The organism is Pararhizobium sp. IMCC21322 (genome assembly GCF_030758295.1).
Taxonomy (GTDB): Bacteria; Pseudomonadota; Alphaproteobacteria; order Rhizobiales.
The window spans coordinates 1,204,625-1,217,272 of record NZ_CP132335.1 but is presented as its reverse complement, the minus strand read 5'-3'; the positions used below and the strand labels follow the sequence as shown (position 1 = coordinate 1,217,272).

Sequence of the window (12,648 nt, the reverse complement as noted above, 5' to 3'; positions counted from 1 at the left end):
ATTCAATTCCAGTCACAAGAGTAAAACATGACTACGGCAGCTTCCGGTTTTGAACCACGGGTGTTTTCCGGCATCCAGCCTAGCGGCAATGTACATCTTGGCAATTATCTGGGCGCGATCAAGCGCTTCGTTGCCATGCAGGAAAGCCACAATTGCGTTTATTGCGTGGTTGATCTGCATGCCGTCACCGTGTGGCAAGACCCCATTGTGCTGCGGCAGAAAACACGGGAAGTAACAGCGGCTTTTCTGGCTGCGGGCATTGATCCATCAAAACACATTGTTTTCAATCAAAGCCAGGTGAAAGAACATGCCGAACTGGCCTGGCTGTTCAATTGCGTTGCCCGCATGGGGTGGCTCAGCCGTATGACCCAGTTCAAGGACAAGGCGGGCAAGAACCGCGAAAACGCGTCTGTTGGCCTGTTTGCCTATCCCAGTCTGATGGCCGCTGACATTCTGGCTTACCGCGCCACCCATGTGCCGGTGGGCGAAGATCAGAAACAGCATCTGGAACTGACACGCGACATTGCGCAGAAATTCAATATGGATTTTGCTGGCGAAATTGACCGCCTCGGATTGGGTTTGGGGCCGGACAAGGCCTATTTTCCGCTGCCGGAGCCGTTGATTACAGGTGCAGCAACACGGGTCATGTCCTTGCGGGACGGTTCAAAGAAAATGTCGAGTTCCGATGCGTCCGATCTGTCGCGGCTGAACCTGACAGATGATGTTGACGAACTGGCGAAGAAAGTTCGTAAAGCAAAGACGGATGCCAATCCGCTGCCGGAAAGTCTGGATGATCTGGTTGATCGGCCGGAAGCGCGCAATCTCATCAACATCTATTCCGGCCTGTCTGATCAGGCACCGCAGGATGTGCTGACAGAGTTTGCCGGGGCGGACTTTTCCAAGTTCAAACCGGCACTGGCCGATTTGGCTGTGGCAACCCTGTCTCCGATCACATTGGAGATGCGCCGTCTGATGGATGATACGGACCATGTGGACGCAGTGCTGCGTCATGGCGCAGAACAAGCCCGCGTGCTGGCACAACCGGTTCTGCGGGATGTCAAAGCCATATTCGGGTTCGTGTCCTAGAGCGTTTTTGTTTACACAGAATCGTAATGAGTGCTCTAACAAAATACTTGCCGCAACGCGCAACCAATGGCAGCATCCGCACATGATGAAGCAGCGAAAAAGTAAGGAAGAGGGTCACCGCCGCAAGTTTCTTGTGGTGATCGATGACACGCCCGAGTGCCATCGAGCCCTGATCTATGCCGCACGGCGTGCAGAGAGCACCGGCGGCGGGCTGGTGCTGCTGTATGTGATTTCCACTGGCGAATTTCAACACTGGATAGGTGTGGAAGACATCATGCGGGCCGAAGCGCGCGAAGAAGCCGAAGGCATTCTTGCGCGCTACGAAAATGAGGTCAATTCGGTCTCAACGATACGCCCGGACCTGGTTATTCTGGAAGGCCAGCGCGCACCGCAGATTCTGGAACTGATCGAAGCAGATGAAGACATTGCCATCCTTGTGCTGGCGGCAGCCTCCGGTACTGAAGGCCCCGGTCCGTTGATTGCTTCCCTTGCAACCAAGAATAATGCCTTTCCAATTCCGGTGACCATCGTTCCAGGTGATCTGACAGACCACGACATGGATGCAATCGTCTGAGCCCAAAAGCCTAGCTCGCTGCCTTACGCAGACTTGCCAAATGTTCGTCCCAACCCTTGTCGAGCGCCAGTATCAGACCCATTGCAGCTTCGCCCGCAGCCTGACTGATGCCTTCATGGGTCAGCGACAGTTTCGTGCCGCCATCAAGTGCTTCCAGCTCCCAGATCACAATGGTGCTGGCCCCATTCAACGGTTTGATGGTGAATGAGTATTTCAGGCGGCTCGGTGGGTCCATTTCCAGCACCGTGCCCCAGCAAATTTTGTTTACAGAGCCATCATCCCCGGTCGAAATGAGTGCATAATCCTGCTTGTCCACAAGATCGGCCTCAGCGGGCTGAAACCATAGTTTGAGCTTGTCTTTCTCGGTCAGAAAGGACCAGACGGTTTCGCGTGAAGCAGGCAGGAAGATGGATTTGTTCAATGTGTCATTGCTCATGATTTTTTTTCACTTTCATTGCGTTGTTCGTTTTCAATTGCAGTTTGCAGTGCGCTCAGTTTTTCATCCCAGAAACGGTTGAAGTAGTTGAGCCAGTCAGCGGCGGCCCTGATGCCTTCGGGTGCCAGCCGGTTGATCCGCTCTCGCCCTTTGGGATGCACCGAGATCAGATTGCCTTCTTCCAGAATAGTCAGATGTTTCCGGACTGCGCCTCTGGTCATGTCAAATTGGTCTGAAACCTCGGCAATGGTCATGTCTGATGACCCAAGATGCATGAGAATCTGACGACGCGTTGGGTCTGCCAGGGCACGAAAAGCCCCCTGCTCTGCCGACATCATTGGCCAATTGGCAGGAAATCAAACTTGCCATCCTGATAGAGAAAGGTGACGCAATCGACGTCGGAAACGCATTTGCTGACATGGGCGAGACCCGCAGGAATTTTGTAGTATGAGCCGGCAGGAAGCGCGACCTCATCATCCGGCCCGACATCCACCGCGTGGTGCGTGATGGTGCCGCTGAGAACCAGGCCATACATGTTTGCCGATTTGATGTGCGCCGGGCTGATCAGGCCTGCAGGCAATTTCACCATCGCCATATAGGCTTCTGAGAAACGATCCCCCTGCAGTGCGGCGAACTGAACGCCCTCGCCGGTCATCTCCCAATTCATCTGCGCGGCTGGCTTGTTGATAATCTGATCCCCGCCTTCATCAATTTCGGCGCTGGCACCGACAGCAGAGCTTGCGATCAAGGCTGCGGAGGCAAGAATTGCGAGACGCATGGTTAATTTGTAAAACACCCAGTGAACTCCTTTAATAACACCAAAAGATATCATTTATATATGATACCAAATGGTATCATGTCAAGCTGTATGAGAAATTGTGGTCTGATCTGCCGAAATCCGAGATTGTGAAACATCGCATTCCAGTCTAGAATAATTCTAAATTTGACCTTTTACATTGTCAGAATATGCTTATATCGGTATTCAACGATGATGTTTTTTACAGTGCACTCAGGCACTGTTTCGGGAGTTCGTTTCCATGTTTATCCAGACAGAAGCTACGCCAAATCCAGCCACGCTGAAGTTCCTTCCGGGACAGACGGTGCTGGCAAAGGAAACACGCGATTATCGCAGCGCTTCAGATGCTGAAGATTCTCCGCTTGCGCAGAAATTGTTTTCTGTCGAGGGCGTGGACGGCGTGTTTTTTGGTCAGGAATTCATCTCCGTTACCAAATCGGATGTGGAATGGGCCCATATCAAACCGGCCATTCTGGGTGCGATTATGGAGCATTTCCTGTCCGGACTGCCGGTGCTTGATGGCACGGGTGATGCCGATGCCGAGAGCAGTGGTGAATTTTTTGAAGAAAGTGATGCGGAAACGGTGAAAGTCATCAAGGAATTGCTGGAGACGCGTGTGCGCCCGGCAGTGGCCAATGATGGTGGCGACATCACGTTTCAGGGCTTCAAGGATGGCGTTGTCTTCCTTCATATGCGCGGTGCCTGTGCAGGCTGCCCGTCATCCACAGCGACACTGAAGCACGGCATTGAAAACCTGCTGCGCCATTTTGTGCCCGATGTGCAGGAAGTGCGCCCGGTCACCTGATCGCTTGCGAAACACCCGCGATCACAAAATCAGCACTCTATAATGCCGGGCAATTTCGCTCGGCATTTTTGTTGAAACTGCGATCTAAGACTTGGCAGCGCCACAAAAGCCTTTTAACGAACATTCCATGGTTCAACTCAGTATAGATACCTGTAATGCGCTTTGTGCGGTCGCGGTTTCCAGATGGGAAGACGGCCGGGTTCAGCTTGTCGCGCGGAACACACAGGATCTGGGACGGGGTCATGCGGAAGTTCTGACCGGGCAGATTGCCACGCTGCTCTCAACGTGCGGTCTTGCACCTGCTGATATTGACCGGATTGCCGTCACGAAAGGCCCCGGCTCATTCACCGGCCAGCGGGTTGGCCTTGCGACAGCCAGGGTTCTGGCAGCAACACTGAAAATTGATGCCATCGGGGTCGATGTGCTGGACGCATTGCTGCTGGAAGCGCGTGCGCTCAGCCGCGATTCGCAGGCCTTCTGTGCTATCAACGATGCAAGGCGCGGCGCCGCTTATGTCAAAGCTGTGGATAATTCTGGGACTGTGCTGATAGATGACAGCCTGATCCCTGTTGACGCTCTTCCAGGCGCGCTGGCAGCTTTGCCCAAGCCGCTCTGCCTGATTGGCTCAGGCCTTTCCTTGCTGTCTGCTGAAAACGCAGGAGAGCCGCATTTCATCGACACCACGCTGCCGGATATTCTGAGCATAGCCGAGCTTGGCCACACGCTGGCCGTTGAAACCAACCCGGCAGAGCCGCTTTATCTGCGCGGTGCTGATGCAAAACCTCAATCTGCAAAACATGTGCTGCGCCCTGCTGCACAAGACCGTGGCAGATCGTCAGGGGCAGCGCTGTGATCTCATTCCTCAATCCGGCACGTCTTATAAACCGGGAAATCCTGCTGCGGCCTTTGGAAGAGCAGGATTGCGTGGCCATGTCCGACATTCACGCTACCGGCTTTGATCCTGCCTGGAGCGCTGAGGACATGATGGGCCTGCTGCGCCAGAACAATGTGTTCGGTTATCTGGCGCTTGAAACCGGTCCGCTGACCCGGAACCGACCGGTTGGCTTTGTGTTGTTGCGCCACGCCGCAGATGAAGCGGAAATTCTGACAATTGCCGTCGCCGCGCAGACCAGAGGCCGGGGTGTTGGTCGCAAGCTGATGGCTGAGTCGCTCAGAAAACTCTACGCCGACCGCATCAGCAGACTGATCCTGGAAGTTGATGAGAACAATCAGTCCGCGTTGCATCTCTACCGACAGCTCGGGTTTGAGCAGGTAGGCGTGCGCAAGGGGTATTACACCCACGCTGAAAAGCGCAAAGGTGTATCTGGCGGGACAGCGCTTGTCATGGCCTGCAATGTTCGGTAATCGACATTCAATGATTCCTGTCTTTGGCGGACGGCTGACATGGCGCAAAAACTGATCGAGGCCGACAAGAAATCCCTGCTTGAACAGCAATGCAGCGAAATGGGCTTACGCCTGACCGAACAACGCAAGGTTATTGCCCGCGTTCTGGAACAATCGGATGACCATCCCGATGTGGAAGAACTTCACAAACGCGCATCAGCCGTTGATGCCAATATCTCTGTTTCAACCGTCTACCGCACCACGCGGCTGTTTGAGGAACAGGGCATTATTGAGCGCCATGAATTTCGTGATGGCCGCTCTCGTTATGAAACAGTTCCTGATGAGCATCATGATCACCTGATTGATGTGAAGAACGGACGCGTTATCGAATTTCGCAATGAACGCATTGAGCAGTTGCAGGAGTTGATTGCCGAAGAGCTGGGTTATCGGCTTGTCGACCACCGGCTGGAACTCTATGCAGTTCCGTTGCCCGATGCCGACAAAGATCCACAGGACTGATCCACATCATGTCCTCCTTTCTGGTTTGCATCCGAATTGTTCTGCTGGTGCTGTTCACAGTGCTGCTGTTGCCGTTTCATCTGGTGTTTCTGGCCTTTGCACCCAAACGCGCCAATCAGTCTGCCTATCTGTGGCATTTCGTATCCAGATGGGTGGTGGGTGTGCGCGTCACCATAAGTGGCACGCCGCAACCCGGCCCGGTCCTTTATATTAGCAATCATGTGTCCTGGATGGACATTGTTGTTCTGTCACGGGCCGCGCCCTTGTCATTTGTTGCCAAGGCGGATGTGGCCAAATGGCCGGTGTTTTCCTGGCTGGCGAAATGGCAGCGCACCATCTTTGTAGAGCGCGACAAGCGCAGCAAAACCGGCATTGCCGTTGACGCCATGGCAGAGCGGCTTGAAAGCGGGGATGCTCTGGTGCTGTTTCCCGAAGGCACCAGCAGCGAGGGTTGGGGCACTCTGCCTTTCAAAAGCGCTTTGATTGGCGCTGTCGTGGCCACAGCAACCCGCATGGAGGATCATAATATCGATCTGTTCGTGCAGCCGGTCGCCTTGGCCTATACCAGCCTGCGCGGCATCGCCCTTGGCCGCATGGAGGCTGAACGCGTAGCCTGGATCGGCGATATCGACCTGCTGCCACATTTATGGTCGGTCATCACCACCGGCGGTTTGGAAGCCAAAATCGTCTTTGGTGCGCCGGTTGAAGTAAACCCGGATACAAACCGAAAAACTTTGACAAAGATGATGGAAGCGGAAGTGCTGATGTTGTTGGAAGAGGCGCGACCTTAACTCCGGCCTTTGCCCGCGCCGCAAAACGCGCTAGAACGCCCGCAAACAGCATCCACACATGATTTAGGGGCGCAGCGGCGCCGCACTGCAGGACATTCGCATGGTTGAAACCAGCACTGAGCAGACACAGATGATCCCGACGCCGGAACAGGACGCAAAACAGGACGCAAAACAGGGCACAGACGGCAGTTCCAAAAAGGTTTTTGTCAAAACCTATGGCTGCCAGATGAATGTCTATGATTCCACGCGCATGACCGATGCGCTGGCGCCGGAAGGCTATGCCGAAACCAAAATTATCGAAGATGCCGATCTGGTCATTCTCAATACCTGTCACATTCGTGAAAAAGCCGCTGAAAAAGTCTATTCGGAGATTGGCCGCATTCGGAAAATCCGCGACGCACGTGGTGAAAATGCCAAGCCGATGAAGATTGGCGTGGCGGGCTGTGTGGCACAGGCCGAGGGCAAGGAAATCATGCGCCGCGCGCCGATTGTCGATCTGGTGTTTGGCCCGCAAAGCTATCATCGTCTGCCGGGCCTGTTGAAAAGCGTTGAAGCCGGGGAGCAGGTGGTCGAAACCGAATTTCCCGAAGAAGACAAGTTTCAGCATCTGCCTGCCGCGAAACCAGCCATCACCAAAGCCCGTGGCTACACATCCTTTTTAACCGTGCAGGAAGGCTGCGACAAGTTCTGCACCTTTTGCGTGGTGCCCTATACACGCGGCGCCGAGGTCTCGCGTCCGGTGCGCGATATTGTTGCAGAAGCCCGCTCTCTGGTTGCTGCCGGTGTGAAGGAAATCACGCTGCTGGGGCAAAACGTCAATGCCTACCACGGCAAGGGCGAAGATCAGACCAGTTGGGGACTGGGCAGCTTGCTGGAGGAATTGTCCGGCATCTCAGGGTTGGCACGGCTGCGTTACACCACAAGCCATCCAAGAGATATGGATGACCGGCTGATTGCGGCCCATCGCGATATTCCATCAGTGATGCCGTATCTTCATCTGCCGATCCAGTCCGGCTCCGACAGCATTCTGGCAGCGATGAACCGGCGGCATACGCGGCGCGACTATGTGGAATTGATTGAGAAAATCCGCACCGGTCGGCCCGATCTGGCGCTTTCCGGCGACTTCATTGTTGGCTTTCCGGGGGAAACCGAGGCCGATTTTGAGGACACCATGTCGCTGATCCGGGAAGTTGGTTATGCACAGGCCTATTCGTTCAAATACAGCCCTCGGCCCGGAACACCAGCTGCGTCCCATGAGGAACAAGTACCGGAAGAGGTCAAGTCTGAGCGGTTGCAACGGCTGCAGACCTTGCTGAATAAACAGCAGATTGCCTTTAATGCGTCAAAAGTCGGAACTACAATGGATGTGCTGCTGGAGCGCAAAGGACGGGAGCCGGGTCAATTGGGCGGTCGTTCACCATGGCTTCAACCGGTGCATCTGATGGCATCTGAAGATCTGATCGGGACATTGCAGAGCGTCTTGATAACGGGTATCACAAAATTCAGCTTGTCTGCGGAGCTGATCGCGCCTTCTAATGCAGATGCGGCCTGAATGCCGGTCTGTGAGTCGCCCACAAACAGCGAGATTTTGATTTGATTCCAAAGGCTCTCTTCGCCCCTGCAGATATGCGTGGCGATGCGATTAGTGATCTGACTATTCCGGAAACGGAACTCGATCAGATTGTTCTGGTATTTGACGACAACCGTTTGGTCGGAGATCTGTTCGGCCAGTTTGATCAAAACCTTGCAATGCTTGAGCAGCTGTTAAGTGTGGAAGCACTTGCACGGGGCAATCAGGTGACTTTGCGCGGCAGCAAGGATGCCTGTGCTGAGGCACGCGACGTGCTTGAGACCCTGTATCAGCGTCTGGCTGCCGGTGACGAATTGTCTCCAGGCGATGTGGATGGTGTGATCCGGATGGTTCGTGCGGAAGCCGCACAGCCTTCCCTTCCAACATTGGAAGAAGACAAGAATGGCAAGGGCAGCCGTGTTGCGATGTCGCAAATCTCGACACGCCGCAAAACCGTGATTGCCCGCACGCCGACACAGGATGCCTATATCCGTGCCATGCAGCGCAATGAGCTGGTGTTTGGCCTTGGGCCGGCAGGAACCGGTAAAACCTATCTGGCCGTTGCCTATGCGGCCGCTCGGCTGGAACGCGGAGAAGCGTCACGGCTGATCCTGTCACGTCCAGCAGTGGAGGCCGGCGAACGGCTTGGTTTTCTGCCCGGTGATATGCGCGAGAAGGTCGATCCCTATCTGCGTCCGCTTTACGATGCGCTCTACGATATGATGCCTCCGGAGCGGGTAGAGCGGGGCTTGCAATCCGGCATGATTGAGGTTGCACCACTTGCCTTCATGCGTGGGCGGACCCTGGCGGATGCGATTGTTATTCTGGATGAAGCCCAGAACACCACATCCATGCAGATGAAAATGTTCCTCACCCGCCTTGGTGAAAATTCGCAGATGATCGTGACCGGCGATGCCAGTCAGGTGGATTTGCCGTCGGGACAGGTTTCAGGTCTGGTGGAAGCCACAAAATTGCTCGAAAATGTTGAGGGGGTCTCGATGATCCGCTTCAACGATCGGGATGTGGTGCGTCACCAACTGGTTGCCCGCATCGTGCGTGCCTATGACAAGGCCGGTGCCACTGCGGCCCGCCGTTAGACCAATGACCGGGACATCATCGCCAGAATTTGCACTGAACTGTGTCATTGAGGACGCACGCTGGAGCGCCGTGCCTGATGCGAACCAGCTTTGCACCAGAATTGCGGGAGCCTGCCTGCCGACAATCAATCATGATACGGCAATTGCAGCGACGGTTTTGCTGACTGATGACGCACATATTCAGGATTTGAATGCGCGGTTCCGCGACCAGAACAAGCCGACCAATGTGCTGTCATTTCCCAATGATGATGAGGAACCGGACCCGGAAACCGGCGCACTTTATCTTGGTGATATTGCGGTCAGTTACGAAACCGTTCTGCGGGAAGCTACCGAGACTGACAAATCACTGCAGGACCATTTGACCCATATGATTATCCACGGAATTTTGCATCTGGCTGGATTTGATCATGAAGATGATGCAGAGGCTGAAGAAATGGAGAGCCTGGAAACAGACATTCTGACAGGATTTGGAATTTCTGATCCGTACACCCATATTTAAACCTGGAAACAGAAAACTGCCATAAAGCACGTGTCAATAGACCTGAAATAGGCTACAATAAGTTGAACAATTTACATTGAGAACCGCAGAAATGCCCGCCTCTTCTAATTCTGCCAATCCGACTGCCAGTTCGGCTGCCAGTCAATCTGACAGTTTGGCTGCCACTTCGACCGCCAGTCAAACTGATAGCTCTTCTGAGAATTCCTCGGATCAATCCAGCGAAAAATCGGGTGATGAATCCGGCGATGAATCCGGCGATTCCGGGCCCAGTTTGGGCGCAGCGTCGCACTCTGCCCAGCACAATGATGAGACCCAGGAAACCGTAAACGGTACAAGCCGGGACGGATTTTTCAACAAGTTCAAGAAAATTCTTGGCATCAAGAATGGCAGTATCCGTCAGGATCTGCAGTTTGCGCTGTCAGAGGACAGTTTTGATGCAGGCCATTTCAGTGCCGATGAACGCATCTTCCTTGGAAACATTCTGGCCTTGCGCGATGTGCGCGTTGAGCATGTCATGGTGCCGCGCGCCGATGTTGATGCGGTTTCGATCACTACAAATCTGGCGGAATTGCTGCATTTGTTTCGCAGTGCCGGTCATTCCCGTATGCCGGTCTTCGGCGATACGCTGGATGATCCGCGTGGCATGATCCACATCAAGGATGTGTTGGTTTATATGACCAAAACCGCGGAATATAGTCCTGGGCCGGAGGTCAAGCGGCGGCGCAAAATGGCTGGCGATCTGGATTTGCGTCAGATCGATCTTGGTATGTCACTGGAAGACACCTCGCTCATTCGGCCGGTGCTGTTTGTACCGCCTTCCATGAAAGCCTCCGCACTTCTGGCCAAAATGCAGGTTGCGCGCATTCAGATGGCACTGGTCATCGATGAATATGGCGGAACGGATGGCCTGGTATCGCTGGAAGATCTGGTGGAAACCATTGTCGGCGATATTGAAGATGAGCACGATGAGGACGAAAAGCCGACCATTGTTGCAGAAAGCGAGACAAGTTTTGTTGCGGATGCAAAAACGGATCTGGACGAGGTTGTGGGTGTTATCGGCCCTGAATTCACGCTCGGTGAATATTCTGAAGATGCCGATTCGCTTGGCGGTCTGGTCTATGCGCTGGTTGGACGGATTCCCATACGTGGTGAACTTATTCCAGCACCGGGGCCTTTTGAAATTGAAGTTCTGGAAGCCGATCCCAGACGTATCAAACGATTGCGTATTCACCGCAGACGCCGGAAAGCCGGCAGCAAGATTGCAGCCCATCGCAACCGCGAGCAAACTGGAGTTGAGTACACCGCTGCAGATGGGACGCCCACAGATTCTGTCAGCCACAACTCTGCTGACGTTCAAAGCCAGCCTTAACGGTCCGGGGTTTACGGCGTGATGCGCTCAACCCTTGATTTCGTGCTGGGGCTGCGTGGCAAATCACGTGTGGCCTTCGTATTTTTGTTGGGTGCTTTGGCGGCTCTTGCTATGGCACCCATTCATTTTTCACCTATCCTGTTCATCTCGTTTTCCGGCTTCTTTCTAATTTTGAACGAAAGCGTTGTGGGCAAGACTCCGCGCCAGAAAAGGTGGATGGCTCTCTGGCTTGGCTGGTGTTTTGGGTTTGGCTATTTTCTCGCGGGATTGTGGTGGATTGGTGCTGCGGTTCTGGTTGATGGACTTACGTTTGCCTGGGCCCTTCCCTTTGCCGTTGCCGGGTTTCCGGCCGTGCTTGCCCTTTTTTGGGGGCTTGCCTGCGCAATTGCCTTGATGTTCTGGCGGTCCAACCCGCTGAAAATTGTCAGCCTCGTTTTCTTTCTAACCTTTGCCGAGTATTTCCGTGGTTTCGTTTTGACAGGGTTTCCCTGGAACACGATTGGCTACGGTGCCATGCCCAATGCGCTGTTCATGCAAAGCGCCAGTGTCATTGGCCTATGGGGCGTGACCGCTTTCACGTTTCTGGCGGCCTTCAGCCCTGCTCTTTTGGTATTGCCCAGAACTGGCAAGGAACGCACTGGTAAGGAGCGCGTCCACAGAAAGGCGCTGCTCATATGTGTGGGTCTCAGTCTGGCAGCTCATACCGGCTTTGGTGCGCTCCGGTTGTTGCAGGCAGAGCCCGACATTGCCTCTGACGATCCAATCATGCTTCGCTTGCTGCAGCCAAACATCTCCCAGCGGGACAAATGGCGCCAGGGCAATGAGGAGGCTGTCTTCCAGACCTATCTGGATCTGAGTTCTGCACCGGGACTTGATGACATCGACGCATTGATCTGGCCGGAATCGGCCTTTCCGTTCCTCGTCATGCAAAGGCCAGATGCCCTGTCACGCATTGATGCCTTGTTGCCCGAGGGTGTGAGGCTGCTGAGTGGCGCAGTGCGGGTCAAGCCGCCGGAGATGACCTTTTCCAACTCACCGCCCAAGCTTAAATTCTACAATTCCCTGATAGACTTCAATGATCGCGCCGTGCCAATGGGGTTTTACGACAAGCAACATCTTGTGCCATTTGGAGAGTTTATCCCGTTTGGTGACTTTGTTGAGCGTTTTGGCATTTCCAATCTGGTGAATATGCCAAGCGGTTTCGCCCCGGGCGTTGGCGGTAATATGATGCAGTTTGATATGCCTGCAGAGGCAGAGAGCAAATTGCCCCCTGCGCGAATCCTGATTTGCTATGAAGCGATTTTTCCGAATTTTTCATCCCGTGTGCCCCATTCAGAAGATGACCCGAACCAGTCAAACAGTCCTGCGCAATGGATGTTAAATGTCACTAATGATGCCTGGTTTGGCAACCTTACCGGGCCCTATCAGCATTTCCACCAGGCAAGAGTGCGGGCTGTCGAAGAAGGCCTTCCCCTGATCAGGGTGGCCAACACAGGCATCAGCGCTTCGGTTGATCCGTTTGGCCGTATCGAGAAAAGCCTGCCGCTGGGAACCGCTGGCATCATCGATACTGTGTTGCCATCAGCACTTCCATCCACTTTCCAAAAACGTTTTCCAGATGTGCCCTTTGCCATTGTCATGGTTATTTTGGGGCTCATACTTTTAGTCGGTCAGATTTTTATCAAACCGGAAGATGCCGTTTAAAGGTTAGGCGCAGAGCAAATCTGAACCTGTTTTTTGGAAACGAATCAATTTCTTTGAG

General features: G+C 53.9%; 15 protein-coding genes. 12 read left to right on the top strand and 3 right to left on the bottom strand.

Features of this window, described 5'->3' with window-relative positions; all coding sequences use genetic code 11:
* Positions 1–27: 27 nt before the first annotated feature.
* Together trpS and RAL91_RS05945 are read left to right on the top strand one after the other, a co-directional pair.
* Positions 28–1,086, top strand: coding sequence for a tryptophan--tRNA ligase (gene trpS / locus RAL91_RS05950; RefSeq protein ID WP_306260536.1), 1,059 nt, complete (start codon positions 28–30; stop codon positions 1,084–1,086).
* 82 nt (positions 1,087–1,168) lie between these two features.
* A complete protein-coding gene (locus tag RAL91_RS05945) occupies positions 1,169–1,660 on the top strand; it encodes a universal stress protein (RefSeq protein ID WP_306260534.1) in 492 nt (163 codons plus the stop codon).
* A 10-nt stretch (positions 1,661–1,670) separates the two neighbouring features.
* Here RAL91_RS05945 and RAL91_RS05940 read toward each other — a convergent pair whose 3' ends face one another.
* From RAL91_RS05940 to RAL91_RS05930, 3 genes are read right to left on the bottom strand one after another with little or no spacing between them, the layout of a single operon-like run.
* Positions 1,671–2,096 carry an SRPBCC domain-containing protein gene (locus tag RAL91_RS05940; RefSeq protein WP_306260532.1) on the bottom strand — a complete coding sequence of 142 codons (426 nt, stop codon included), beginning with the start codon at positions 2,094–2,096 and terminating at the stop codon, positions 1,671–1,673.
* The gene (locus RAL91_RS05935) at positions 2,093–2,434 is read right to left on the bottom strand and encodes a helix-turn-helix transcriptional regulator (protein ID WP_306260530.1); all 342 of its coding nucleotides are present in this window, start codon (positions 2,432–2,434) and stop codon (positions 2,093–2,095) included. The genes RAL91_RS05940 and RAL91_RS05935 overlap by 4 nt, the downstream gene beginning before the upstream one ends.
* Positions 2,431–2,892, bottom strand: coding sequence for a DUF4437 domain-containing protein (locus tag RAL91_RS05930; protein ID WP_306260528.1), 462 nt, complete (start codon positions 2,890–2,892; stop codon positions 2,431–2,433). Before RAL91_RS05930 ends, RAL91_RS05935 begins: the two co-directional genes overlap by 4 nt.
* A 241-nt stretch (positions 2,893–3,133) precedes the next feature.
* On the opposite strand from RAL91_RS05930, the gene RAL91_RS05925 reads away from it, so the two are divergent.
* The 10 genes from RAL91_RS05925 to lnt all read left to right on the top strand — a co-directional run bounded on the left by RAL91_RS05925 (position 3,134) and on the right by lnt (position 12,590).
* Positions 3,134–3,697 (top strand): NifU family protein, encoded by a 564-nt coding sequence (locus tag RAL91_RS05925; protein WP_306260526.1) that lies wholly within the window; start codon positions 3,134–3,136, stop codon positions 3,695–3,697.
* A 127-nt stretch (positions 3,698–3,824) separates the two neighbouring features.
* The gene (tsaB, locus tag RAL91_RS05920; protein ID WP_306260524.1) at positions 3,825–4,550 is read left to right on the top strand and encodes a tRNA (adenosine(37)-N6)-threonylcarbamoyltransferase complex dimerization subunit type 1 TsaB; all 726 of its coding nucleotides are present in this window, start codon (positions 3,825–3,827) and stop codon (positions 4,548–4,550) included.
* Positions 4,547–5,062: an N-acetyltransferase gene (locus tag RAL91_RS05915; RefSeq protein ID WP_306260522.1), complete on the top strand. Its 516-nt coding sequence runs from the start codon at positions 4,547–4,549 to the stop codon at positions 5,060–5,062. The genes tsaB and RAL91_RS05915 overlap by 4 nt, the downstream gene beginning before the upstream one ends.
* A gap of 39 nt (positions 5,063–5,101) precedes the next feature.
* The gene (locus tag RAL91_RS05910) at positions 5,102–5,560 is read left to right on the top strand and encodes a Fur family transcriptional regulator (protein ID WP_306260520.1); all 459 of its coding nucleotides are present in this window, start codon (positions 5,102–5,104) and stop codon (positions 5,558–5,560) included.
* Between the two features lie 8 nt (positions 5,561–5,568).
* Entirely contained in the window at positions 5,569–6,351 is a 783-nt protein-coding gene (locus tag RAL91_RS05905; protein WP_306260518.1) for a 1-acyl-sn-glycerol-3-phosphate acyltransferase, read from the top strand.
* 100 nt (positions 6,352–6,451) lie between these two features.
* On the top strand, positions 6,452–7,903 hold the full coding sequence (gene miaB, locus RAL91_RS05900) for a tRNA (N6-isopentenyl adenosine(37)-C2)-methylthiotransferase MiaB (protein WP_371932488.1): 1,452 nt from the start codon (positions 6,452–6,454) through the stop codon (positions 7,901–7,903).
* A gap of 74 nt (positions 7,904–7,977) precedes the next feature.
* The gene (locus RAL91_RS05895) at positions 7,978–9,018 is read left to right on the top strand and encodes a PhoH family protein (RefSeq protein ID WP_306262800.1); all 1,041 of its coding nucleotides are present in this window, start codon (positions 7,978–7,980) and stop codon (positions 9,016–9,018) included.
* A gap of 4 nt (positions 9,019–9,022) precedes the next feature.
* On the top strand, positions 9,023–9,517 hold the full coding sequence (gene ybeY / locus RAL91_RS05890) for an rRNA maturation RNase YbeY (RefSeq protein WP_306260516.1): 495 nt from the start codon (positions 9,023–9,025) through the stop codon (positions 9,515–9,517).
* Between the two features lie 91 nt (positions 9,518–9,608).
* Positions 9,609–10,886 (top strand): transporter associated domain-containing protein, encoded by a 1,278-nt coding sequence (locus RAL91_RS05885; protein ID WP_306260514.1) that lies wholly within the window; start codon positions 9,609–9,611, stop codon positions 10,884–10,886.
* Between the two features lie 21 nt (positions 10,887–10,907).
* Positions 10,908–12,590 (top strand): apolipoprotein N-acyltransferase, encoded by a 1,683-nt coding sequence (gene lnt / locus RAL91_RS05880; RefSeq protein WP_306262798.1) that lies wholly within the window; start codon positions 10,908–10,910, stop codon positions 12,588–12,590.
* Positions 12,591–12,648 lie beyond the last annotated feature (58 nt).

Excerpts from the sequence above, each read along its gene's own strand:
- trpS (WP_306260536.1), top strand. The coding sequence starts at position 28 with ATGACTACGGCAGCTTCCGGTTTTGAACCACGGGTGTTTTCCGGCATC.
- RAL91_RS05945 (WP_306260534.1), top strand. The coding sequence starts at position 1,169 with ATGATGAAGCAGCGAAAAAGTAAGGAAGAGGGTCACCGCCGCAAGTTT.
- RAL91_RS05940 (WP_306260532.1), bottom strand. The coding sequence starts at position 2,096 with ATGAGCAATGACACATTGAACAAATCCATCTTCCTGCCTGCTTCACGC.
- RAL91_RS05935 (WP_306260530.1), bottom strand. The coding sequence starts at position 2,434 with ATGATGTCGGCAGAGCAGGGGGCTTTTCGTGCCCTGGCAGACCCAACG.
- RAL91_RS05925 (WP_306260526.1), top strand. The coding sequence starts at position 3,134 with ATGTTTATCCAGACAGAAGCTACGCCAAATCCAGCCACGCTGAAGTTC.
- tsaB (WP_306260524.1), top strand. The coding sequence starts at position 3,825 with ATGGTTCAACTCAGTATAGATACCTGTAATGCGCTTTGTGCGGTCGCG.
- RAL91_RS05910 (WP_306260520.1), top strand. The coding sequence starts at position 5,102 with ATGGCGCAAAAACTGATCGAGGCCGACAAGAAATCCCTGCTTGAACAG.
- RAL91_RS05905 (WP_306260518.1), top strand. The coding sequence starts at position 5,569 with ATGTCCTCCTTTCTGGTTTGCATCCGAATTGTTCTGCTGGTGCTGTTC.
- miaB (WP_371932488.1), top strand. The coding sequence starts at position 6,452 with ATGGTTGAAACCAGCACTGAGCAGACACAGATGATCCCGACGCCGGAA.
- RAL91_RS05895 (WP_306262800.1), top strand. The coding sequence starts at position 7,978 with ATGCGTGGCGATGCGATTAGTGATCTGACTATTCCGGAAACGGAACTC.
- ybeY (WP_306260516.1), top strand. The coding sequence starts at position 9,023 with ATGACCGGGACATCATCGCCAGAATTTGCACTGAACTGTGTCATTGAG.
- RAL91_RS05885 (WP_306260514.1), top strand. The coding sequence starts at position 9,609 with ATGCCCGCCTCTTCTAATTCTGCCAATCCGACTGCCAGTTCGGCTGCC.
- lnt (WP_306262798.1), top strand. The coding sequence starts at position 10,908 with ATGCGCTCAACCCTTGATTTCGTGCTGGGGCTGCGTGGCAAATCACGT.